Source organism: Dolichospermum sp. DET69, assembly GCA_017355425.1.
Taxonomy (GTDB): domain Bacteria; phylum Cyanobacteriota; class Cyanobacteriia; order Cyanobacteriales; family Nostocaceae; genus Dolichospermum.
This window is the reverse complement of sequence record CP070233.1, coordinates 3,997,879-4,021,259: the sequence shown is the minus strand read 5'-3', so window position 1 is coordinate 4,021,259 and position 23,381 is coordinate 3,997,879. Positions and strand designations below refer to the sequence as shown.

At 38.7% G+C, this 23,381-nt stretch carries 17 protein-coding genes and 3 pseudogenes; 13 read left to right on the top strand and 7 right to left on the bottom strand.

What is annotated here, in order from left to right:
- Window positions 1-196 precede the first annotated feature (196 nt).
- Window positions 197-916, top strand: coding sequence for a hypothetical protein (locus tag EZY12_18330; protein QSX66725.1), 720 nt, complete (start codon window positions 197-199; stop codon window positions 914-916).
- A 101-nt stretch (window positions 917-1,017) separates the two neighbouring features.
- Entirely contained in the window at window positions 1,018-1,935 is a 918-nt protein-coding gene (locus EZY12_18325; protein ID QSX66724.1) for an alpha/beta hydrolase, read from the top strand.
- 355 nt (window positions 1,936-2,290) lie between these two features.
- On the opposite strand, the gene EZY12_18320 is transcribed toward EZY12_18325, so the two are convergent.
- Both EZY12_18320 and EZY12_18315 read right to left on the bottom strand, forming a co-directional pair.
- A complete protein-coding gene (locus EZY12_18320) occupies window positions 2,291-3,451 on the bottom strand; it encodes a hypothetical protein (protein QSX66723.1) in 1,161 nt (386 codons plus the stop codon).
- Window positions 3,452-3,546: 95 nt separating this feature from the next.
- The gene (locus tag EZY12_18315) at window positions 3,547-3,738 is read right to left on the bottom strand and encodes a CbtB-domain containing protein (GenBank protein ID QSX66722.1); all 192 of its coding nucleotides are present in this window, start codon (window positions 3,736-3,738) and stop codon (window positions 3,547-3,549) included.
- Between the two features lie 300 nt (window positions 3,739-4,038).
- Here EZY12_18315 and EZY12_18310 point away from each other — a divergent pair, with 300 nt between their 5' ends.
- Window positions 4,039-5,043: a multicopper oxidase domain-containing protein gene (locus EZY12_18310; protein QSX66721.1), complete on the top strand. Its 1,005-nt coding sequence runs from the start codon at window positions 4,039-4,041 to the stop codon at window positions 5,041-5,043.
- A gap of 65 nt (window positions 5,044-5,108) precedes the next feature.
- On the opposite strand, the gene EZY12_18305 is transcribed toward EZY12_18310, so the two are convergent.
- Window positions 5,109-6,938, bottom strand: a complete 1,830-nt coding sequence (locus tag EZY12_18305; GenBank protein QSX66720.1) for an adenylate/guanylate cyclase domain-containing protein — start codon at window positions 6,936-6,938, stop codon at window positions 5,109-5,111.
- Between the two features lie 312 nt (window positions 6,939-7,250).
- Between EZY12_18305 and EZY12_18300 the strand changes: the two genes are divergently transcribed.
- The 5 genes from EZY12_18300 (at window position 7,251) to clpP (ending at window position 12,998) form a co-directional block, all read left to right on the top strand.
- Window positions 7,251-8,279 (top strand): helix-hairpin-helix domain-containing protein, encoded by a 1,029-nt coding sequence (locus EZY12_18300; protein QSX66719.1) that lies wholly within the window; start codon window positions 7,251-7,253, stop codon window positions 8,277-8,279.
- 180 nt (window positions 8,280-8,459) lie between these two features.
- On the top strand, window positions 8,460-8,894 hold the full coding sequence (locus EZY12_18295; protein ID QSX66718.1) for a bacterioferritin: 435 nt from the start codon (window positions 8,460-8,462) through the stop codon (window positions 8,892-8,894).
- A gap of 327 nt (window positions 8,895-9,221) precedes the next feature.
- The gene (locus EZY12_18290; GenBank protein ID QSX66717.1) at window positions 9,222-10,181 is read left to right on the top strand and encodes an FTR1 family iron permease; all 960 of its coding nucleotides are present in this window, start codon (window positions 9,222-9,224) and stop codon (window positions 10,179-10,181) included.
- A gap of 1,087 nt (window positions 10,182-11,268) precedes the next feature.
- Window positions 11,269-11,772, top strand: a complete 504-nt coding sequence (locus EZY12_18285; GenBank protein QSX66716.1) for a DUF29 family protein — start codon at window positions 11,269-11,271, stop codon at window positions 11,770-11,772.
- A gap of 620 nt (window positions 11,773-12,392) precedes the next feature.
- Entirely contained in the window at window positions 12,393-12,998 is a 606-nt protein-coding gene (clpP, locus tag EZY12_18280; protein QSX66715.1) for an ATP-dependent Clp endopeptidase proteolytic subunit ClpP, read from the top strand.
- Window positions 12,999-13,084: 86 nt separating this feature from the next.
- On the opposite strand, the gene EZY12_18275 is transcribed toward clpP, so the two are convergent.
- Window positions 13,085-13,786 carry a hypothetical protein gene (locus EZY12_18275; protein ID QSX70726.1) on the bottom strand — a complete coding sequence of 234 codons (702 nt, stop codon included), beginning with the start codon at window positions 13,784-13,786 and terminating at the stop codon, window positions 13,085-13,087.
- 1,010 nt (window positions 13,787-14,796) lie between these two features.
- Here EZY12_18275 and EZY12_18270 point away from each other — a divergent pair.
- The 3 genes and pseudogenes from EZY12_18270 (at window position 14,797) to EZY12_18260 (ending at window position 18,858) form a co-directional block, all read left to right on the top strand.
- Window positions 14,797-17,094, top strand: a pseudogene (locus tag EZY12_18270) (VacB/RNase II family 3'-5' exoribonuclease).
- A 162-nt stretch (window positions 17,095-17,256) separates the two neighbouring features.
- Window positions 17,257-17,877 (top strand): UbiX family flavin prenyltransferase, encoded by a 621-nt coding sequence (locus tag EZY12_18265; GenBank protein ID QSX66714.1) that lies wholly within the window; start codon window positions 17,257-17,259, stop codon window positions 17,875-17,877.
- 345 nt (window positions 17,878-18,222) lie between these two features.
- The gene (locus EZY12_18260; protein QSX66713.1) at window positions 18,223-18,858 is read left to right on the top strand and encodes a LapA family protein; all 636 of its coding nucleotides are present in this window, start codon (window positions 18,223-18,225) and stop codon (window positions 18,856-18,858) included.
- A gap of 72 nt (window positions 18,859-18,930) precedes the next feature.
- On the opposite strand, the pseudogene EZY12_18255 reads toward EZY12_18260, so the two are convergent.
- The 3 genes and pseudogenes from EZY12_18255 to EZY12_18245 form a co-directional block, all read right to left on the bottom strand.
- Window positions 18,931-19,290 (bottom strand): annotated as a pseudogene (locus EZY12_18255) (transposase).
- Window positions 19,290-20,030 carry a GIY-YIG nuclease family protein gene (locus tag EZY12_18250; protein ID QSX66712.1) on the bottom strand — a complete coding sequence of 247 codons (741 nt, stop codon included), beginning with the start codon at window positions 20,028-20,030 and terminating at the stop codon, window positions 19,290-19,292. Before EZY12_18250 ends, EZY12_18255 begins: the two are co-directional and overlap by 1 nt.
- A gap of 43 nt (window positions 20,031-20,073) precedes the next feature.
- Window positions 20,074-20,874, bottom strand: a pseudogene (locus EZY12_18245) (transposase).
- Between the two features lie 329 nt (window positions 20,875-21,203).
- Here EZY12_18245 and EZY12_18240 point away from each other — a divergent pair.
- Both EZY12_18240 and EZY12_18235 read left to right on the top strand, forming a co-directional pair.
- Window positions 21,204-21,737 carry a shikimate kinase gene (locus EZY12_18240; GenBank protein QSX66711.1) on the top strand — a complete coding sequence of 178 codons (534 nt, stop codon included), beginning with the start codon at window positions 21,204-21,206 and terminating at the stop codon, window positions 21,735-21,737.
- Between the two features lie 429 nt (window positions 21,738-22,166).
- Complete coding sequence (locus EZY12_18235) at window positions 22,167-23,333, top strand: hypothetical protein (GenBank protein QSX66710.1); 1,167 nt, start codon at window positions 22,167-22,169, stop codon at window positions 23,331-23,333.
- The last annotated feature ends 48 nt before the right edge of the window (window positions 23,334-23,381 follow it).

Sequence of the window (23,381 nt, the reverse complement as noted above, 5' to 3'; positions counted from 1 at the left end):
AAAACTGATCAAAAGGCAAAATTTTTCCAAAATCCCAGTATCTTTGGGGCTTTAGCGACAACTTTCGCTAATACTGCTTTTATAACCAGACAAGATTCAACTAATACGCTGTAAACTTTGGGAGATAACATTATTTCAAAATTCTCTCTGCCCCCTGCTCCAGTTTGCACAAAACAAGTAAGTCTTACCACCAACAATGGCTTCTGGTTTAAAATCTTCAACTCTAGAACTCCTTAAACGCTTTAATCGAGCGTTTCCCCAATTCTATGAGCAGTTTGTTAGTAGTGAGATTCAACTTCAAAATTTACGCCTAGCATACCGTTTGTATAAAACAAAACGGGCTGTTATCGAGATGAAGTCAGAAGGGAGCAAAAGCGCCCTGCATTTTGCCTATCGGAATCAATCTTTCCTCCTAAGTGATATTTTTGGTGTTCTAGCAGCCTATGGTTTAACTATTCACGGTCTAAGTTTATACGGTCAAATTCGACCACCGATGTTAGTTTTTATTAAATTACTGGTATCACGTGGCAGTAAAGCCCTGACTGAAAAAACCGCCGAGAACGTTTGCCGCGCTATTCGTGAAGCATTAGGAGGCCGATTTGAAGTAGAAGAAATGCTGGCTGTAGAATTTAATTTTGATGCTGGTTTAGAGCAGGTACAAACTGATTTCTATGTTGATCCTGTCTTTCATCTTCCTGCTTTAGTCATTGAAGCGGATAATCAACCAGGATTATTTTACAAAGTGATGTACGCTATCTGGCAAGAAGACCTATTGGTAGTTAACGCCAATTTACTGGTTTGGCGCGGACGGACTAGGCTAATTCTTTACTTACTAGGGCCCAATGAAAGTCTAATTCCTGAATATCTGGGTAACAGAATTGCGGAAGGAGTAAAACATAGGTTACTTGGTCAATAGAACTTAGCTAGTTCAAAAATTAAAATTTTGAGTTGTTCTTTCTCTGTTTGTATTTATGTTGTATTGAGTCGCACCCACCCTTGAGGGGACGATATTTAATTATGGCAACAATAGAAATCTTAGGCGTTCCACATACTTATGAGCTAACTGCTCCCACATCTTGCCCGCATACTTTGGTATTTATCCATAGCTGGCTAAATAGTAGCGTATATTGGCAACCTGTGATTTCTCGTCTATCAGTAGATTTGCAGTGTCTATCTTATGATTTACGAGGATTTGGTGAATCACAGTCCCAGGTGACATCAGATATAGAACTGCCTCCCACAGACTCTAGTATGGTTAGTTCTGCCTTGGATTCTCTATATTCTCCATCTGCTTATGCTCAGGATCTGGCTGTTCTTCTCCAACACCTGAATATTTCTAGTGCTTGGCTCATAGGTCATTCTTTAGGTGGCACTATTGCTCTGTGGACAGCGGCTCAACAACCTGATTGTGTTCAAGGTGTAATCTGTATTAATGCAGGTGGGGGGATTTATCTTAAAGAAGCATTTGAGCAATTTCGCGCCGCAGGGCAGAAATTTTTACAAGTCCGTCCCCGTTGGCTTTCACAAATGCCCTTGATTGATTTGTTGTTTACTAAAGCTAGTGTATTGCGTCCTTTAGACCGATATTGGGCGCGTCAACGACTCATTGATTTTATTGTCGCTGACCCCGAAGCTGCTTTGGGAACTCTTTTAGATTCTACTACGGAAGAAGAAATTAACTGTTTACCCCAATTAGTCTCCAAACTAAAGCAGCCAGTCTATTTTTTAGCTGGTGCTGACGATAAGGTAATGGAACCCAAATATATCCGCCATTTAGCCAGTTTTCATTGGCTTTTCCAATCTGTTGGCGATAATGTGATTGAAATTCCTGATTGCGGGCATCTGGCTATGTTAGAGCAACCAGAAGCGGTATCTGAGCATATTCGGTTAATTGTTACAATTTTAGGGTTTGCTGTTCGCGGAGCGTGCCGTTAGGCATATAAGTCTTTTCGTAAGGACTAGGAGTTACCGATTCAGTAGGGGCGTATAGCAATACGCCCCTACTGAACCACGTATCCCTGACGGGACCGGAGGGATATAGGAGCGAAGTACACGAAGGAAGAAGGAAGGAAGGGAAGGTTCGACAATTAGTCTTCAAATTTACGCGGTTATTTTTGGTAAAAATGCAAGGGTTTTAAACATCTATTGTCAATAATCTTGCACTTGTTTGGTTATAAAACCCTGCAAACCTTTATCTATCAACCCTTTTGCTTTCTTTTATCCACTAGATAGATTTTACAAATAACCCACGCAGGTGGGTTTTGTCTGTGTAGACGCGATTTATAATCGCCTAATTTCCTTGCAATCCCTTTCTATGCTGTATTAGCAACCCAATCATCATGCCAATACCAACAATAGCAGTAAAGTAAAATAACCCAATCAACCGGATATAAATTGGTGGTGTAATTCCCTCAACTTCCACTAATTGAGCTATCTTCACCGCTGGAAATTGACGTTGAGATTCAGGTAAAGAAATTGCTTCTACTTCTACCTTATGAGGTGAACCATCAAAAAATTGTTCTTGCCATATTAACTTCCCTGCTTGATTAGGAAATCCTTGATAAGCAAACACCGTTAAATTATCTTCTAAAGCAATAGTTTTAATTCGCAATCCGACATCTTTAATAGCTGCTCCGGTGGTGCTATCCTTTACCTCTACCGATAAATTTGCCAATTTTCCTACAGTAGCTAGTTTATCACCTGCAATCTTTATTTCCATGCCCTGAGATTGGCTAATTGATGGGGCAATCTTCTCACTTTTAGAAGAATGTTCATCACCATGAGCTTCCGCAACTTCCGCCGTTATATTAATAAACAATAGAGTCACTATTGCCACTAGAGTTAATGCACTTAACAACAACCGGACTGACTGCGGGGCAATTTCCCCTGCTTTTAATTCCTCTTGTCCACCAATTACCCAACCGCCTAACAAACCAACTGAAAATAAGATAGCTACAATTACAGCAAAAAATTTGTATTTAACCGGATTTTCTCTGACATTCAAATTTAAAGTTTGCTGATAACTTGTAAAAGCATTTGCAACTAAAGGAGAAACATTGACTTGAATTTGATAATTACCACGAATTGGTAACATTTGCTGAAATTCCAATTTACCACTAGGTGTAGCCGCCTCCATTTCTAATAACTTAGTTCCCTCAACCATGGGAAAATCTGTAGTTAATAAAGGATTACGTGGAGGTGTGGAAATCTGCAATTTAATTAAAGCATTTGTTAACAGTTTTCCACTACTGTCAACAGCTTGCAATGTGAAAGAAACCGGAGATTGTTTCCTTTCTGTAGCAGCTTCAAAGGGAAGAATTTTTTCTAAAGATGGATTTGTAGATAGTAATACTTGAGATTGAGGAGTTTGTGAAACTCCTACTAAAGAATATAAAATTGATAAACAAATACAAGCAGCGCTGATAACAACAAACAGGCGATATTTTTTCATGGAAAATATAGTAAATTGCTAGTAAATGGAGTTCAGAATTTAGGTAAACAGCCTAAAATCAAGAACTCCTGAATTCTACTTTACTTTATGATAATTTAATGACAGGCAACACCTAAAGCGTGGTGACGCGCTGAGTGTGTTGTATTATGTGCTGGAGGATAGGTAGAAAACAACACAGTCCAAATCACCAAAGAAGATAACATCATATAAAGTGTTACCTGTACTGGCTTAGAAAGGGTAATACCCGCAGTTTTCTGTAATACTGAAGTAGGAGAAAAAGTAGTCATTTGTGAACTCCCATAAATAGTGGGGCAATTTATCAGATCAAAGTGGATTTTTCTGCTTAGTAACAAAAAGATATTGTTAACACCAGCAGCCATTGTCAAAATCCTAGCACTTTATTCCATTTCCTAGTCTGGAAGCATCATCTGTTGTCTAGTTAACGGTAAATAAACCAATATATCAGGAATAGTCCTGAAAATTATTTTTATAAAGTTATTGACAATAATTCCTAAGTTTTATAGTATACATAAAGCTAATTGCAAATTATTCGCAATTTCCTATATACCCATATCCCGATTAATCTCATGCCTGACAACTTTACACTCAGTAAAGATAAAATCTGGAGTCGTCGCCAACTGCTGAAGCTAGGATTTGCCAGTGCTGGAGTCATGGGTGCAGGGGCAATTTGGCAGATGTTGAATAGCAAAAATTATGCCAGTGTCAGAGTCCCACCAATGGAAATGGCAGCAGCTAATGGTGCTACTAACCCCATGCAGGTGTTACGAGATTTTGATTATGGGACAGTAAAGCAGGAAAATGGGCGCACAGTCCGCGAATTTCAGTTAACTGCTGGTACTTCCACCATTCAGCTTAATAGTGCTGTCTCCTATAACATTTGGGACTTAAACGGGCGGATTCCCGGACCGACACTCCGGGCTAAAGAAGGGGAAAGAATAAGGATACTTTTTCTCAATAATGCTGGACATTCCCATTCTCTGCATTTTCATGGAGTTCATCCCGCTGAAATGGATGGAATTAAACCTATAAGTAATGGTAAAGCGACCATTTACGAATTTGATGCTGAACCCTATGGCGTTCATTTGTATCATTGTCATGTCGCACCTGTAACCCGTCATATTGCCAAGGGTTTATATGGAATGTTTATTATTGATCCGCCTCAGCCTCGTCCACCTGCTGATGAAATAGTTTTAATCATGTCTGGATATGACATAAATGATGATAACCACAATGAATATTATGCTTTTAATGGTGTGCCGCATCATTATATGCACCATCCCATTCAGATTTACCAAAATCAGTTAATTCGTGTCTATATTTTGAATATTATTGAATTTGATCCCGCTGTGACGTTTCACCTTCATGCTAATTTCTTCAATGTTTATCGTTCCGGTATGACCATGACTCCCAGCGAAAAAACAGATGTTTTAACAATGGGTGTAGCCGAAAGACACATTTTAGAATTTACGTTTCGCTACCCAGGTAAGTATATGTTTCATCCTCACCAAGATGCGATCGCTGAAAGTGGGTGTATGGGACAGTTTGAAGTCATACCAACTAAATTAGCGTAAATTATTTAGCGTTTAATTATGGGGGAAAAGAATTTTGCTTTGTTACCCTAACTTAATAATGCAGATCAAAATAATTTATCTATTTTTTCCTGTAAGGCAGGAATTTTGGTGGTGAAATGAATATAAAATATATTACCTTCTGAGTAATTTTTACTAACTTTAGCATAAATATCTTCACTCATTTTTGAAGAATTATGATTAGCAAATAAATTAATCTTGAGATTAGTCGAGACTGAAGGAATAGTATTTTCAGTTGGAGATTCAACTTGAATTTTTGCTCCCTTTTTAGATAGTTCGATCAAACTACCAAAAAAGACGTTACTACCAAGATGTTTGTCTTCTAAAATTGTGTACTGAATGGCAATCGCTTCAGTTAAATTTACAAAATTTTCCTCTTCACTAGGCAAAAAGAGATTATAAGAACCACGAATTCCCTCAATATCATAGATGATAATCGGCTCTTTAACCCCCTTTGCTTGTACTTGATTCTGTCCACGAACAGATACAATTGATCCCGATTCTCTGAGAGTAGATTCAGAAATAAATACCTGACCTCCGATTGTATAAGATTCAATACGATAAGTCAAATTAACCTGACTACCAACAATACCATATTTAGACCTTTTCTCTGAGCCAATATTGCCCACAACCACTAATCCAGTGTTGATACCAATACCCATTTCTAGTTGGGGAAAACCCAGTTTTTTTAATTTTTGATTAACAGTTCTAATTGCTAATTGCATCTTGATTGCACAAGCAATCGCCCTTAAACTATCATCATCTCGTTCCGTTGGTGCTCCAAACAAAACCAAAATCCCATCACCCATAAATTCATTAATGCTTCCCTGATATTGAGTAATAATATCAGCCATACTTTCTAGATAGATATTGAGGATTGTAATCACCTCTTCTGGCGATAAGCGTTCTGATATAGCCGTAAAACCTCGTAAATCTGAAGTCAAAATAGTGATCTTTCTTCTCTCACCACCAAGATGGAATGATTGGGGACTATCGAGTAAATTCGTGACTATCTCATCACTCAAATACCGACCAAATACCTGACGAATCAGGGTATTCCTTTTTTCTAAATCTTCATTTGCATTTGTCAAATCACCAGTACGTTCCCTGACTCGACTTTCTAGCTCTTTTGTGGTTTGATTCAGCCTGTTAATAACTAATGCTAGACCAGATATACCTAATGCAGAAAACCCTGCGAACATAATAGATGCTGTTCCTAAAGTTTTTTTAGTCTGTTCAGTAATTTCATCTAAAGATTGAGTAATAGCTATTACTCCCCTTACATCTCCAACATTCCAGGTTTTCTTCGGACTATTTGGATCAGTATTGTGACAAGCTACACAGCTAGTGTCCATGATTATTGCCTGGGCATATTTCCACAGAGGAGGATTATTATTATTCTCAACCCGATAAAATTCTTTATTTCCAGGATTGTCTCTCAAGTATTTTAGGGCTTCCTCTGCAAATTCATTTTTGGCACGGTCTTTTCTCCATGGGTAAGGATAATCACTATATATGCCAATTCCAGCCCCTTTCTCGTTCTCAGTAATTTGAGTTCCCAGTTCGATGATAAAACTAGCCGGAGGAGGAATACTTCCTTCCGTGAGAAAATAATCATGCCGGATGCTAACATCTTTTATTTTTCCCAAACGAATAACTGCGGCACGACTGTAAAGTTTCCAAGTATTAATAATTGAATTAGCTTGTAGTCGAGAATTTTGAACCGATTGTGACTCTATCAGAGTCTTGGATAGACTAGACATATTGGATAGAGCAACACCTATTCCAATACAAAATAAAATAATTAAGCAAATTACAGTTTGCTTTAAGAAAAGATTAAAAAAATGGTTTTTGAATTTTAAAAACAGCGATGCCATTGGATCATCTCTAATTTATCTAGAAGATATCTAGTTTAATCTAACACGGCTTATATTTATTGTCGTTTTACTGATTAAAATAATATGTATAATTTATTGCAATACCAACCTCCGTCTGGGAGAACCCTTGGGTTCTCTCAAAAAAAGACTCTTCAGGATCAAAACTAATTTGCAATATGCGTAAAAAAGTCAGACTTGAGTAACATGAGATACTTTTTAACTAGATTTTTGTAAAATAGTTGATAATAAATTTCATTTATGCTAGATATTTATTTAGACTTATAAGTAAAATTTACTAATTTAGGAACAAAAATGATCAAATTCCGTTACTTATTTTTATCTATCGCTGCTTGTGCCATGATTTCTCTGAGTTCTTGTACCAGCGATACACCAAAGGCAGATATTCAATCAACACCAAGTACAGTCACGGTTACAGAAACTAGCGCCCATAGCGGTCATGGTGGCAAAGCCAAAATTAATATCAATAATGCAATTTTATCGCAATTAGATAAATTAGAAGCTACATTAGGAATTCCGGCTTTATCAAATAAAATTCAAGCTAACCGTCCCTACGCTAATCCAGCCGATTTAGTCAGCAAAAAAGTCATTACTCAGCCACAGTTTGACAAAATTAAGGATATGGTGACAGTTGAGGAAGTTGTTCTCACAGGTGAAGCTAAAGATATTGACTATATGACAAAATTGGGATTAATGAAAGGACATCTTTTAGTAGCTAAAGAACTATTAGATCAAAATCAACCCAAACAAGCTCAACCCCATATTGGTCATCCAGTTGAAGAGATTTATGTTGATGTTGAAGAACAATTAGAAGAACGGAAAGTTAAAGAATTTAAAAGCAATTTAGTAGGTTTAACTGATTTAGTTAAATCTAATCCCAAGGATGCCAAAATAAAAACTAATTTTATCACTTCTGTGCAAGCTGTTGATAGTGCGATCGCTGTTTTACCAACAGAAGAACGTAGCAAACCCGAATTTGTCCTCCAAGTCATCAACGGTTTACTAGACGCTGCTAACTCAGAATATGGTGCAGCCATTAGTAATGGCAAAATTACTGCCCCCATTGAGTATCAAGATTCTCGTGGTTTTATAGTCTATTCTCAAGAACTATATAAAGGTATTTCTAGCCAAATGATCCAAGAACATCCTGAATCACACAAAGCCATAGATACAGCTTTTGTGGAGTTGGTGAAAGTTTGGCCCACTGCTATTCCCCCAGTGCAAGCAGTTAAAACTCCAGGAGATGTTACCAAGTTAGTGAAAACCATAGAGGAAAATACCCAAAAGGTACGAGGAAAAACTAACACTAAAGCACAAAATTAGTATTTTCACACCATTGGAAGTACAGAATAAGAAGTTTAAAATGGTGAATAAGAGAGAAAATAGTTAAAAATTAAGAGTGAAGATAGTTTGGGTTTTAAAAATCTGAAAAAAGTATAACTGCTCACTTAAAATTGGTAGCTAAATACTCTCCTTATATAATGTTGCTCAACTTAACAACTAATGCAAGAACTCGACCACCAAAAAACCATTGATATTCTCAATTCCATCATGGAATTTGAACTAGCAGGGGTAGTTCGCTACACCCATTATTCCTTGATGGTAACAGGTCCTAATCGTATACCTATTGTGGCGTTCTTCAAAGCCCAAGCCACAGAATCTTTACTTCATGCTCAACAAGTTGGCGAAATTCTTACAGGTTTAGAAGGACATCCTACTTTGAGAATTGCCCCAATGGAAGAAACTTTCAAACATAACGTTAAGGACATATTGCAAGAAAGTTTATCCCATGAAAAGAAAGCTTTGGATATGTACAAAAGTCTTCTAGAAACCGTCAATAATGCGAGTATCTATTTAGAAGAATTCGCTCGTGGTATGATCGGACAAGAAGAGATGCACAATCTCGAACTCAAGAAAATGTTACGCGATTTTAGCTAATAGCTAATAGTAGGGGTTTAGCAAGAGCTTCACAAGTGTCAACTTAACGTAAAATTCATGGATCCCCTCGGAATCAATTCCCAGTCTAATAGCTAAAGTTGTCTTTTGATGACTAAATATCCCGAAAATCTTTAGTCTACTTCAGTAGACTTTGGTTATTAGCCCTGAAATATGGTTTACGCCACGCTACGCTATCATTTCTGGGCGGGTGTGGAAGCCAACGGATAAGTAGGGGCGTATTGCAATACGCCCCTACTGAGGTTGACACCAATGAGCATTGCTAAACCCCTACAGAAGTCAGGAGCAATTTACCAATAACTAATAAATATGAATTTTAGTACCGCTTTACCTACTTTTGTAATTACCCTCAGAGAAGGCGTAGAAGCCACTTTAGTTGTGGGAATTGTCCTCGCGTTATTAAAAAAAGCCAAACAATCTCGGCTTAACTCTTGGGTTTATGCTGGTGTTGTTGTCGGGATTATTGTTAGTGCTTTAATCGGGATTTTATTTACGGGGATCATTAAATTCTTAGGATCTATTAATCCTCAATATACCTCTGTAGTTGAGCCAACATTAGAAGGTGTATTTAGTATTTTAGCAATCGTTATGCTTAGTTGGATGCTTATCTGGATGACAAAACAAGCCAGATTTATGAAAGCACAAGTTGAGGGAGCAGTTACCGACGCACTAGGAAAAAACTCAAATGCTGCTTGGGGAGTTTTTAGTTTAATTTTAGTTGCCATTGTCCGCGAAGGTTTTGAAACAGTTCTCTTTGTTGCCGCCAACTTTCAACAAGGTTTATTACCCACTTTAGGCGCACTCGCTGGTTTAGCTACAGCCGCAGCAATTGGTGTTTTGTTATTTAAATGGGGCGTGAAAATTAATATTCGCCAATTCTTCCAAGTCATGGGCGTTTTATTAATATTAATTGTTTCTGGATTAGTGGTTTCTGGTTTACAACATTTTGATGAAGCTACAGCTAATTTAGCTCTGAGTAGTCGTTCTTCCGAAAATCTTTGTTTCTATTATGAACACTTTACCAGAATTCACTCTTGTATCTTAGGTCCAATAGTTTGGAATACTGAAAAAATCCTATCTGATGAACAGTTTCCCGGCATCATTCTCAAATCCTTATTTGGTTATAGGGACAAAATTTATATTGTTCAAGCTGTAGGATATTTCATATTTCTTACCACTATTGGTAGTCTATATTTCCGCAGCATTGCAGGTGGAAATAATCAAACTACCAAAAATAAAGTCATGACTACTACCGCAGGGCGAAATTAGAAATTAAACTCTATAGCGGTTATAAGGGAAATGCCGAAAACCCTTGAAGATGTAGCTTCCTAAGTCAGCTACATCTGTGCTTTAGACAAGGGATGAAGGCTAGAGGCTTTCCTTTATCCTGCATTGACATTAATTTAAAAATTTGAAATTATTTCAAATTTTAATCCATATTCGTGAGACAATTAAATTGTCAGCAAAGACATTAAAAACCTACCGGGGGACTCTCGGAAAGTTACGCTTGTCAGAGATGATTCTGCCAGTAATGGCAAACAGGATCAGGGCAAGAACCCAAATATTTAAGGCAATGCCTGAAGCTGGGATAACTGAGAGATATAGACTGAAACTCTCTATAGAATCCCCGCGTCTTTAGACCGGGGAGTGTCAAAGCCCTTGATGTAATACTATTGAGGGCGGGGTTTCCCCCTGACAAGTGTAGGTTTTTTACATTGTCTTGAGGACAAGACAAGGCAGACAAGGTGACAAGGTGACAAGGGAGGAAAACCGGACAAATGAATGGATGATTAGTAACAAAACAACCCATGAATTGAGTATTTTGTGGATAAAATCCTCCTTGTCTACTATCCTTCCTTGTCTTCCCGGTCTGGCCTTTACAGAGAATATTAAAAACCTACACCTGTCAGGGGGTTTCCCCGCCCCTACAGGCTTTGCGATTTACTGAATGTATCTCACAAAGAGTGCATACCGTTATAAAATATAACTAGATTGGAGGTTAATACAAGTCACTGACTCAACCCTAAAGGGATTGAGCTTGTAAAGAACAAACTTTACAACACAAGCAGCGACTAGCCCATTGAGACTAATCCTGATACGCACTTCCGAATACTTCCCCAGTATGGCTTACGCCACGCTACGCTATCGGATTATCTGCAAGACTGTTTGTTAAGTCGTTGGTTAAAGACAAGACATTTTGGATTAGTTGGGCGAGGGGACTTGAACGGGTTTGCTGGTTCCCGGGATTATATCCATTCAAAAATCAGCATTTAAATACCACAGTGAATAAATTCACTCGTGTCGCTTCCCTCTCACCGGCTAAAGCCACTGAGTTTCCCGCATACCGCGAGGTTTTATGACACAAGAATTAATCAACCTCAGAGATAGTATTTTACAAGGACGTTACGCAGATGCCTTAGCAATTGTAGATGACTTAGAAGGAATGAGTAAAAAGGCGATTATCCGGCAAATTAGATCCTTCCTCAAAATTCTCTTAATACATTTAATTAAGAATCAAATAGAACAGCGATTCACAAATTCTTGGATTGCTTCTATTCGGAATAGTATCCGAGAAATTCAAGATGTGAATCTCAAAGAGAATAAAAAATCCTATTACATCAATCAAGATGAATGGGAAAATTTCATCGAAGAGGAAGTTATAGAAGATGCCATAGCTGATGCCAGCTTAGAAGTGATGAATGGCAAATATAATCAAATTCAATTAGCTGGCATCATAGATAGAATCGATTTAATGCACACAACTTTAAAGTTTTTAACCCTAACTTACATCTATTCACCAAAAGAGTTACCCGCAATTATTACAGAAACATTAATTCACCTCTCTGATGGTGAAGATTAGCAAGCAGGGAAAAGGTAAAATTCTTCCTGCTCCCTATTTCCTCTACTTCAACACCTGAAAAGTCGAACTAATTACAGGCCCTGATATTTCAGAAAGAGGTGAGACTGCCTTGGGGTGCATGGGAGTAGTGTTGGTCAATACTGCTATCAGTTGCAATAAAAATGTAATAAAAGCCGCTTGTATAAGTTTTTCTAGCATCATACCCCTCACTTTATTTATATGGATGGGACTTCCATAGGAACTTGTTATTCTAAATACACTTTGTGTTATTGATTTATCGGATTCGGTGAATATGATTTGAGAATAGCTCAGAAATCTGTGAAAGAATGTGATCTATATCTCTCTTTATATGTACCTAAGAACCTAGACGTTTTATTTTCTGAAAAAGTGTCCTAAAAACCCAAATTTGTTTTTAAATCCCTGGAAATATCTCATTGTTTTACTCCAGTCACTCCATTATCAATAACCGTAAAAATACTGATATTTAGGTAAAATATGTTTTTTGGACTAGCTTTCGCTTTCTCTCTTCACCCTGCTTGTTTCAATGTTAATTGGCAATTTCAACACAATCAGCCATTGTCACCGATAGAATAAATGAAAAATAGCTAAAAACACACTAAATGATTCCTATCGTTATTGAACAATCCGGCCGAGGCGAACGCGCCTTTGATATCTATTCACGGCTGTTGCGTGAGCGGATTATTTTTTTGGGAGAACAGGTTGATAGCAATCTAGCTAACTTGATTGTTGCCCAACTGCTATTTTTAGATTCTGAGGACGCGGAGAAGGACATATATATGTACATTAATTCTCCTGGTGGTTCAGTAACAGCGGGAATGGGTATTTTTGACACCATGAAGCACATCCGCCCCGATGTCTGTACAATTTGTACTGGATTGGCGGCAAGTATGGGAGCTTTTCTCCTTAGTGCTGGGACAAAGGGTAAGCGCATGAGTTTACCCCATTCCCGGATTATGATTCACCAACCTCTCGGTGGCGCTCAAGGACAAGCAACTGATATTGCAATTCAAGCCCGGGAAATTTTGTATCACAAACAGCGGCTGAATGAATTTCTTGCTGAACATACTGGTCAACCATTTGAGCGGATTTCTGAGGATACGGAACGTGATTTCTTTATGTCTCCCGCCGAAGCCAAAGAATATGGTTTGATTGACCAAGTAATTGACCGTCATGCCGCAGGTAGTCGTCCTATGGCTCTAGTTTAGTTATTAGTCAGTGGTCAGTGGTCAGTGGTAAAGAAAAAACAACTAACAACTGACAACTAACCACTGACAACTGACAACTAACCAATCTAAAATCCCGCAATTGGATCTGGTTGAGATTTGAGATAAGTGAGAAAATTCCGTAATTCTTCTTCACTGAGTAAAGAACGCCCTCTTTTACTGTAAGTTTTGACTAGATAATCTTTTCCTTGTTCTGGTGTCCAGCCTAATCGCTCGATTTCTACATCTGTTTGGGCAATGACATCAGATAAATTTACTGGTTCATTATGTCTTTTCTTTTTACCGACGGCTGACTGGACACCAGTATCCTCATAAGGGGTATAACTCCGAGGGGTGAATGGTGTGACATTACTAGGAGGGACTTCTGATAAGGGTGGATACTCTGGTTCTTGGAGAGGAAGTGTTTCTGGTGTTGTAACTTTAGTATCAATTTTCTCTTCTAGGAAAGGTGGTGTATATATCTCTGTGTTGTTGACAGAAGGAACAGGTTTTGATTCCTGTAGACTAGGTTTTATTGGTGGTGGAGCAACCAATGGTAAGGCAGATTTTGTGACTTCTTCTGGTATATTCTTGATCCCCAACACTGTCAAAGCTCTATTTCTGGCTTGGTCTTCTGCTGCTTCTACTGTTTCTGCTCCGGCGATCCCCGTTGCCCGGGTGATACCTTCTAGTTGAATACTAACACGGACGATATATTTCCCTTGAAAAATTTCTATTAATTCTGAGATAATACTGCCTTTGGGGTACAAGCTCTGAAATTGCGCCAACATGATGCTTTCAACCATTTTTATTTAAATTCTCGCAATAATTTAAGTTGCTAGTCAGGGAAAAGGGAGCAACTGACAACTAACAACTGACCACTGACTGATACTAGCAGTTGCTTAGAGCAAATTTTCGTCTTCTCTTAAATGCTATACTAATTAACCAATTAGATATCTAGAAGTATTTTTAAAGAAGTGCGCTCTAAATCTACAATAATAAAGATAAGGTTCGCCCTCATGGCCTGTGTTTTACTGATTACCTAATTGTTACCGATTCTACATTATAGGAGAATTGGGTTTTTCGGCAGTTTCTCCTAGTTAAAACTTGGATGCTAATGGCGTGGAATTACCTTGGTTTAACGCCACGCTAACGCGAAGGTTCTAAACAACAAAACACCTGTGGTTAGGTCAGTCTGTAGTTTTTGGGTAATATAGAGAGTTCTTCAAACCAAGTCTCTCATTCACCCCTGATCTAAATTACCTAGTGGTTAATCGTTGAGTATCAGGAAGGAGTGCATGGTGAAAATTGTTTAGAGCCACGCAAGCAAACGCTGAGATTGCCGTGCAGTGCGAAGTTGGAGTAGGGGATTCCTCCATTGGTGTCAACTTAAGTAAGGGCGTATTGCAATACGCCCCTACTCATCCGTTGACTTCCACACCCGTGGTGGGAATCAATTTCCTGTCTAATAGCTCAAGTCCACGCTTAGTGGACTTGTGGAATTTTCCAAGTGTTTAGTCATCAAAAGACAACTTTGGCTATTAGCAAAGAACTTGAGTTCCTTGCGGGATCTAGGTTTTACCTTAAGTTGACACGAATGGGGATTCCTCCTACTGCTACTTTACAGTAACCGCAACTATCGCTAAGTCTACGTGAGTTTATCAGTAGCCTTGCCTTTTCTAGGAAACACTACGCAAAGGCGAAATTCCTACAGCAGTAAGTGTCTGTAGGCTGTGGGGGGATACAGTGAAGAACCAGATTTAACAAAAAATGATGTTTTGACCAAAGGTCGGTTCACTGCATGGAATTTTCAATCGCTACACTTCTTGCCAATTTTACAGATGATAAATTGGTGGCTCGTAAAGTTCTAGAAAAGAAACTGGGTTGTGAGGATGAAGAAAGTCTAGAAAAACTACAAATTACTTTGGATGTACTGGAAAAAATTGGGCTTTTGGTGAAGGAACGGGGAAAATACCGCCGCATCACCGAAGAAGGCTTAATTGAGGCTAAACTCCGCTGTTCTAGTAAGGGCTTTTGCTTTGCGATTCAAGATAGTGAAGGCTCAGAGGATATTTACATCCGTGAAAGTCATTTGAGTAATGCCTGGAATGGCGATCGCGTTTTAGTCAGAGTCCTCAAGGAAGGTAGTCGTCGGCGATCGCCAGAGGGTGAGGTCAAGTTGATTATGGAGCGGTCTAATCACACCTTACTCGCCAGAATTAAGCAGGTAGAGGGAGGTTTTCGGGCTGTTCCCTTAGATGACAGATTGCTGTTTGAACTGAAACTGCAACTCAACAGTATGAAGTTGGAAGAAGCCATTGATCACTTGGCTCATATAGAAATCCTCCGTTATCCCCTAGCACAATATCCCCCATTGGGTCGAGTGGTGCAAATCCTCGGCAGTGATGCTGAAGCCGCAGCGGATATAGATTTGGTAACTTGTAAACATGACTTATCCCGAACTTTTCCCGATTCTATCCTCGATGCAGCAGCCAAGTTACCCAAGAGACTGCTAAAGGCAGACCTGAAAAATCGTCTAGATTTACGTGATGTTTTTACCTTCACTATTAAGAGTGTTAACAGTGATGAGTCCGTAGTAGAAAATGCCTTTAGCGTCGAAAAAACCACCGCTGATCATTGGCAATTACTATTTCACATTACGGATGTTGCCCACTATATCCAAGCAGATGAAGCTCTAGACCGGGAAGCACTCAAGCGCGGTAAATCAGTATATCTAGGAGAATTATTACTGCCGATGTTGCCAGCAGTGGTAACAGAACGTTGTTCTTTAGTCCCTGGTAGCGATCGCTTGGCTTTCTCATGCATCATTACCATTAACCCCCAATCAGGAGAAGTGGTGGAATGGGAAATTCAACCTAGTGTAATTAATGTAGATGTAGCCGTCAGTCAAGTAGAAACACAAAGCATCCTTGCCAGTGAAACCACCAAAGTAGCTGCTGCGGCCCAAGAGAAATTACAAGATTTGCAGACTTTGGCTATTGCTGTTAAAGAGGTACGTCTACAGCGGGGCAGCTTACGGTTAAATCTTCCACCCAGCCATAACCCCTACTATGACGAAGGATCAATGGGATCTGTGGTGGTTAATGACTTACCTGGGCGACGCTTGTTCACTGAGTTAGTAATATTAGTTAATCAACTCATGGCTGATCACCTCAGCGCCTTGGGTGTTCCCAGTTTATGGCGAGTTCAAGGCACACCTGATCCCGAAGATGTTCAGGAAATGCTCAAACTGGCCGTTAATTTAGGTGTGGAATTAGGGCTAGATCCAGAATTGGAGATCCAACCCCTGGATTATCAACATTTAACAGGAGCTTTTGCCGATTCTCCATCAGAACAAGTTCTCACCTATTTGCTACAGGATACTCTCAAGCCTTCTGTCTACAGCACCACCAAAAGTTCTCACTTTGGACTGGCTCTATCGCAATATGTCCACATCACTGCTCCCTTGCGTCGTTATCCAGATATTCTCTTGCAACGGGTGTATCAAAACTTAATAGAACACGGGCGCGATCGCCGGAATACCCGCGTCAAAGATCGGATTAACCTCCGTCATTCAAATTGTCACGAAGAAATTAATTGGAACGTTCTCCCCCCAGAACTCCAGCAAGAACTCCAAAGTGACTTAACCAGAGTTCTAGTCCAAATTAACGACCGGGAAAAAGAAGTTCAAGAAGCTGAAGCCGATTTAGCCGGACTCCAAAAAGCCTCCTTGATGAAACAACGCATTGGCGAAGTATTTCCAGGGGTAATTACTGGGGTTCAGTCCTACGGTTTCTTTGTGGAAATTGAAGTTCCCATAGAATCGCCCATAGAAGGCAATCTAGCTAACACCTTACGGGTAGAAGGACTAGTCCACGTTAGTTCCCTCAAAGATGATTGGTATGAATATCGTGCCAGACAACAGGCTTTATTTGGGCGGAAAAATCGGGCTTCCTACCGACTAGGCGATAGTTGTATGGTGCAAGTCAAGAGTGTTGATTATTACCGTCAACAAATTGATCTTGTTACCGTTGGTGCTGACGGTTTACCCAAAACCATGAGCGCGACTAGTAGCAATGAGGAGACAGAAGAAATTTATTCATCCAATAAAACCGATAGCTTGCGTGGTGTTCGCGGTAGTAGGCCGGAGACATCAGCCACATCTTTTGATCGAGAACCATATCATGAAGAATAGTCCTTTGTCAGTTGTTCGTTGCTGTAAACCACTGACCACTGACCACTGACCACTGACTAATCACTAATGACTAATAACAACAAACCTTTAATCCTGGGCGTAACAGGTGCATCCGGTCTAATTTACGCAGTTCGCGCCCTCAAATTCCTCTTGGCAGCAGAATATCAAATTGAACTGGTGGCATCTAAATCAACTTACACGGTTTGGCAAGCAGAACAGGAAATCCGAATGCCAGGAGAACCTGATAAACAGGAACAATTTTGGCGAGAACAAGCGGGAGTTCCTTCCCAAGGTAAACTTCGCTGTCATCCTTGGAGTGATGTTGGTGCTGGTATTGCCAGCGGTTCTTTCCGCACAGTGGGGATGATTATTATTCCTTGTAGTATGAGTACAGTTGCTAAACTCGCTGGGGGGCTGAGTTCCGACTTACTAGAACGAGCCGCAGATGTGCAAATTAAGGAAGGGCGTAAACTGGTAATTGTCCCCAGAGAAACCCCTTTTAGTTTAATTCATCTGCGGAATTTAACGACCTTAGCAGAAACTGGCGTGAGAATTGTCCCCGCTATTCCTGCCTGGTATCACAACCCTCAAACCATTGAGGATTTAGTTGATTTTGTTGTTGCTCGCGCTCTGGATCAATTGGATATTGACTGTATACCAATTGAACGATGGCAAGGTCATCTTTGAGAAATTAAAAATTAACAATTAAACATTAAAAATGGAATAACTAAGTCTTTACAGCACTTCCTTTGTGTTATGAGGTACAAGAACCCCACCCCCAACCCCCTCCCCGCAAGCGATGAGGGGGCTAAGATATACCTCATAAGAGCGAAAACCGCTGTAATTGTTAATTGTTAATTTTAGAAGCTATGACTTTACTAGTATATTAAGCTGCTAGTACCGCAGGGCAGAATTTAGAATTTAGAATGAATACAGCATCAGCTTTTCACAGATTCGGAATGGTTCATTAACTTATGCCGGACTGTACTAGTTAGATAAAGAGGTTGAAGGCATTGGAATTCTTAAATATTTATGGCTATAACTCGCTTAATTATATTACTAACAGTATTGCTAGGACTAATATTATTGTTAGTTCAAAATTTGTCACCCTCAGTCCCAATAGTATTTGTGGGAATGCGGACTCTACCCTTACCATTAGCATTGTGGATTTTATTGAGTATTACTGCTGGTATTTTCACATCTCTAATCATTACCAGTTTGTTAAGATTTGCTACTTCCTTAAGTCCACAAGAACAGCAAGCGATACCCAAATCAATTCCGACTCCACCCCGTGTCAGACAAAATACTCCACCGCCTAAAAGTCCTCCACCCTCAGTTAATCAAGTTGATGATGAATTTGATGATTGGGACACAAATCGGAATCAAGATGATTGGAATGATGAGGAAAATTCCGCATCAGTAGAAGAAACTTCTCCAAGTCAACAAAGTTCTCGTTCCCGTAGTAGTTCGGTTTATTCCTACAGTTCCCAAGAACCGAAAAATACTGCTGTGGGTAAAACTGAATCTGTTTATGATGCTGATTACCGGGTAATTATTCCTCCTTCCCAAAAATCAGGCAAAAATCAAGCAACGGATGATGATGACTGGGATTTTTTTGAAGATGATGATTTTGAGGATGATGACGAAAATAAACCACAGAAACGCTAATTTAAGCTGAGTTGACACTCCCCTGGCTAAAGCCGAGGGGATTCTACATTCATCGTCAAAACTTGGCTTTTCCAGGTTTGCACCAAGTAGAGTAGTGGCTTCAACTCCTGTAGCGTTAATTTGGGGATGCCCTCCCCTATTTTTTGCAAGCTCAAGAATGTTAATTGCGGCGTTTGTATCTCTGTGCAACTCACATCCACAACTACAATTATGGGTACGAGTTGATAAAGATTTTTTGACAATTATGCCACAACTAGAACATTTTTGAGAAGTGTAATGTGGTGCTACAGCTATAGCAATTTTGTCAAATTTAACCGCAAAATATTCAATCCATTGCCTAAACAAATACCAACTAGCGTCACTAATTGATTTCGCTAAACAATGATTTTTTACCATATTTGAAACCCTTAAATCTTCGTAGGCGACTAAATTCATGTATTTAGTTTCTTTTTGTATGCTTGAATGGCTCTGCGAATACTTGGGATAGAAACACCATATCTTTCAGAAAGCTCTTTAACCGATAATTTTGATTCGACGCTATACTTCCCAACAGATAACTGTTCTTCACCGCTTAAACGTTTAGGTCTTAAATCTTCAGCAAAACCCCATGTTTTCCCGCTGAGTATATTACTAATAGACATCTTATCAACTTTATAAAGTCTTCCTAACTCAATAGTATTAAGTCTTTTTTCTAAAAAAAGATTTCTAATTTCTAATGCTTGCTGCTCATTTAATTTTGCATTTCCATTATTTTCGCCTGTCCATTTTCTCCCATTTAATATCTGTTTTTGGATAGCTAACGAGGCTGTTTCCGTAGTAAAACCTATTGAGCTTTTATCCATATTGTAGCCAATAGATGGCTTATAGGGTTCTAACTCTTGTAAATATTTTTCTTCTAGTTTCACCAAACACGCTTTATCTTCGACACGTAAAAATATCTCAAATATAAAATTATTCTCTCCATATTTTAACCAAGCCCGCCTTAAAACAGAATCTTTATGGTGTTTTACACCTCTTCTTAATTCTGAGAGATGGACGCTGTAACGTGTGTACAAATTGCTGGCTCTACCAAGATAAAACTTATTGTTAATAATATTTACAATCTTGTATATTCCCGAAAAACCTTTTACTGAGTAAGGTTTTATCTCGAAGCCATTTTCGATTATTTTCATCAGCAGTAAACAAAATCAATACATTTATTATAGCACCTCTTGCGTTAGATTTGACTACGCAACGCGCTATTCTCTTAGCGTGTTCTATACGTTGCCTACTTACTTTTAAGTGTTTTTTAGCGTAAAGTTTTCTAGCTTTTTTTCTACCACTAGAACCTTTCCGCTTTTTGTAAATCCGTCTTTGAGAATGCTTAATTGATTTTTCAGCCTTTCTCAAAAACTTAGGGTTAGGTTCGTGATGCCCGTTAGAGTCAGTGTAAAATGACTCAATACCAACGTCTAAACCTATGTCCACACCCGTTCTCGGTTGAATATCTACAACATCAATGCCGATACAAAACTGAGCATAATATCCATCTGCACGACGGATTAAGCGCACTCGTTTAATGTCTTTAAGTTCGTAGGATTGAATATCCCATTTACCTAATAATTTGAGTTCACCAATCCCTTTTTTGTCGGTAAAGGTGATACGCCGCTTGGTTTTGTGTAGCTTCCATCCCGATGTTTTATATTCAACGGAACGGCAATCTTTCTGAAATTGAGGGAATCCTTTTTTGCCAGATTTATTAGATTTACAGTTGTCGTAAAACCTTGATATGGCAGACCAAGCCCTTTCTGCGGCTGATTGTACAGCCATTGAGTTTAACTCAGCAGTAAAGGGAAATTCCTTCCGAAGTTCAGTAGAGTATTTATTAAGAGCAAACTTATCAATTTTTAGCTCACGCGGTGCATCCATCCAATACCTAATTGCTTTATTCCGAACGAATTGGGTAGTCCGAATTGCATCGTCTATCGCGTTATATTGAGGCTGTTTACCTTTAATTTTGGACTCTAAGACTATCATTACTTTGTTTCCTTTCGACCTGTTTATAATATAACATAGATAGGAAACAGATAGGAGACAAGATGAAGACTGAATATATAAGAATTAGAACGACACCGCGCAGATCCCATAAACTAAAGTTATTAGCCGAACAAAAAGAATATTCTGTAACAAGACTAATAGAAGATTGGATAGACAGTCTGCCAGATCCGGTGTCAATGCAGGATAAATCCTGCACCTAGCCTTTATCCCTTGTCTAAAGCACAGATGTAGCTTCCTAAGTCAGCTACATCTTCAAGGGTTTTCGGCATTTCCCTTATAATTAATAATTTTGCAGGAGAAAAATACTGGTGATTAATGTATTAAAAGGCGTTAACCTCTATTTAGTTGGCATGATGGGAGTTGGTAAGACAACAATAGGAAAGTTACTAGCAGAGGAAATTGGTTATAGATTTGTAGATACAGATGAAGTCATAGTCAAAGCCGCAGGTAAATCTATTAATGAAATATTTGCTGAAAATGGTGAAGCGGAGTTTCGGCAATTGGAGAGTGATGTTTTAGCTCAAGTTTGTGCCTATACTAAATTGGTTATAGCTACTGGTGGGGGTATTATCATGCAGCAGCATAATTGGAGTTATCTCCATCATGGTTTAATAGTTTGGTTAGATGTTCCAGTACAAATAATATTACAGCGGTTAGCGGAAGATGATACAAGACCGCTTTTGCAAGATGATCCTGAAAGTAAATTGCGATCGCTTTTAGAACAACGTCAACCCATGTACTCCCAAGCTGACTTACATATTACTATTAACGCCGCTGAAACACCAGAAGAAATTGCCACACGCATCTTAGCCACAATTCCCAGTATTCTCAAAACGCCATAATTCTTTCTTTTTGTCAATGGAAAAGGGAAAATTACCAATATTTGCGGTGATTTTTACTATGTAGGACTAATATTTGATTTTCAAAATGTCCGTAGGGTGCGTTAGCGCCAGCCTAATGCACCACTTATCTAACCTAGGGTGCGTTACGGCTATGCCTAACACACCCTACAAAGATTACAAATACTTAAAGTTTTCAAAATTCAAATACTATTGCTATAGTTCAAGTGAAATAGTTTCTTTTCTCTGTGTCCTCTGCTGTCAGTTAAAAAAAGAGTTCAAGACTTAACTCAACCGTATTTGTTGATGATTCTATCTACAAAAAGGCATAGAAAGCGGGTAATTTCTTGTCAAAAGAAAGATGCAGAATTGCCATATTAAGAGTTGAATTGAATCTATATTCTCTAGTTATCCTCGCTGTGGATAAAATATATGACTATATTGGCTCTTGATGAACTCAAAAATTTAGTCCAAAATTCTCAGTATCCATGTGTTTCTCTCTATCTACCTATGGAAAAAATAGGGGGAGATACTCGGCAAAATCCGATTCGGTTTAAAAATTTAATTCGAGAAGCTGAAAGTCGTTTAGATGAACTCGGTTTACGCCATGCTGAGACTGTAAATTTGCTGCAACCAGTCATGGAATTAGACAACACTGATTTTTGGGAAAATCAGGTTCAGGGATTAGTAATTTTTACTTCCCCAAATCTATTTCGTTACTATTGTTTACCAATTTCTTTTCCCCAATTAGTGGTTGTTGGCAAGAATTTTCATATCAAACCCTTACTAAATCTGATTAATAATGATGGAAAATTCTATATTTTGGCTTTAAGTCAAAAGAATGTCAAATTTTACTCAGGTACGCGCTACCAACTTCATGAGGTAGAAGTAGAAAATATGCCTCATAATCTGGCTGAAATTCTCCTAGAAGATGAATTTCAAAAAGGCGTACAGCACCGAATTGGCATAGCTAGAGGTGCAACTTCTGCTGCTCAACATCCTGGTTCTGTGCATGGACAAGGTAGTCCAGATCGGGAGAAACATGAAGAAGATATTTTACAATTTTGTTATGCTGTTGATAGTGCATTACGTGAAAAATTGCGAGGTAAAAAAGCACCTTTAATATTAGCAGGAGTGGAATATTTATTACCAATTTACCGCCAGGCTAATACTTATCCATATTTACAAGAAACTGGTATTTCTGGCAATGCAGAAACACTAAAAACAGAAGAATTAAATCATGCAGCCTGGGAAATTGTTGCCCCTTTATTTCAACAAGAATATCGAGATTTAATGGCTATTTATTTGCAATTGGCTGGGGAAGAAAGTAGCAAGGTTGCCAATGATATCAAAGCAATTATTCCAGATGCTTATTATCAAAGGATTGATACTTTATTTGTGCCTATAAAACAACATATTTGGGGTAAATTTGATTTAGAGAACTCTACAGTTGATTTACATCCAGAAGCAGAACCAGATGATGAAGATATGTTAGATTTTGCGGTGATTCATACCATTTTAAATGGTGGTAAAGTTTATACTCTTGAACCAGAAGCAATGCCTAGTGGAGTTAAAGTAGCAGCTATTTGTAGATATTAAGTATCTACAAAAACTTCATACCCAGATACCTGATTTCTTAGAGAATTT

Coding starts and splice junctions, on each gene's coding strand:
- EZY12_18305 (QSX66720.1), bottom strand. CDS start 6,938: ATGGCATCGCTGTTTTTAAAATTCAAAAACCATTTTTTTAATCTTTTC.
- clpP (QSX66715.1), top strand. CDS start 12,393: ATGATTCCTATCGTTATTGAACAATCCGGCCGAGGCGAACGCGCCTTT.
- EZY12_18285 (QSX66716.1), top strand. CDS start 11,269: ATGACACAAGAATTAATCAACCTCAGAGATAGTATTTTACAAGGACGT.
- EZY12_18260 (QSX66713.1), top strand. CDS start 18,223: ATGGCTATAACTCGCTTAATTATATTACTAACAGTATTGCTAGGACTA.
- EZY12_18250 (QSX66712.1), bottom strand. CDS start 20,030: ATGAAAATAATCGAAAATGGCTTCGAGATAAAACCTTACTCAGTAAAA.
- EZY12_18235 (QSX66710.1), top strand. CDS start 22,167: ATGACTATATTGGCTCTTGATGAACTCAAAAATTTAGTCCAAAATTCT.
- EZY12_18325 (QSX66724.1), top strand. CDS start 1,018: ATGGCAACAATAGAAATCTTAGGCGTTCCACATACTTATGAGCTAACT.
- EZY12_18295 (QSX66718.1), top strand. CDS start 8,460: ATGCAAGAACTCGACCACCAAAAAACCATTGATATTCTCAATTCCATC.
- EZY12_18320 (QSX66723.1), bottom strand. CDS start 3,451: ATGAAAAAATATCGCCTGTTTGTTGTTATCAGCGCTGCTTGTATTTGT.
- EZY12_18300 (QSX66719.1), top strand. CDS start 7,251: ATGATCAAATTCCGTTACTTATTTTTATCTATCGCTGCTTGTGCCATG.
- EZY12_18310 (QSX66721.1), top strand. CDS start 4,039: ATGCCTGACAACTTTACACTCAGTAAAGATAAAATCTGGAGTCGTCGC.
- EZY12_18330 (QSX66725.1), top strand. CDS start 197: ATGGCTTCTGGTTTAAAATCTTCAACTCTAGAACTCCTTAAACGCTTT.
- EZY12_18275 (QSX70726.1), bottom strand. CDS start 13,786: ATGTTGGCGCAATTTCAGAGCTTGTACCCCAAAGGCAGTATTATCTCA.
- EZY12_18315 (QSX66722.1), bottom strand. CDS start 3,738: ATGACTACTTTTTCTCCTACTTCAGTATTACAGAAAACTGCGGGTATT.
- EZY12_18265 (QSX66714.1), top strand. CDS start 17,257: ATGACTAATAACAACAAACCTTTAATCCTGGGCGTAACAGGTGCATCC.
- EZY12_18290 (QSX66717.1), top strand. CDS start 9,222: ATGAATTTTAGTACCGCTTTACCTACTTTTGTAATTACCCTCAGAGAA.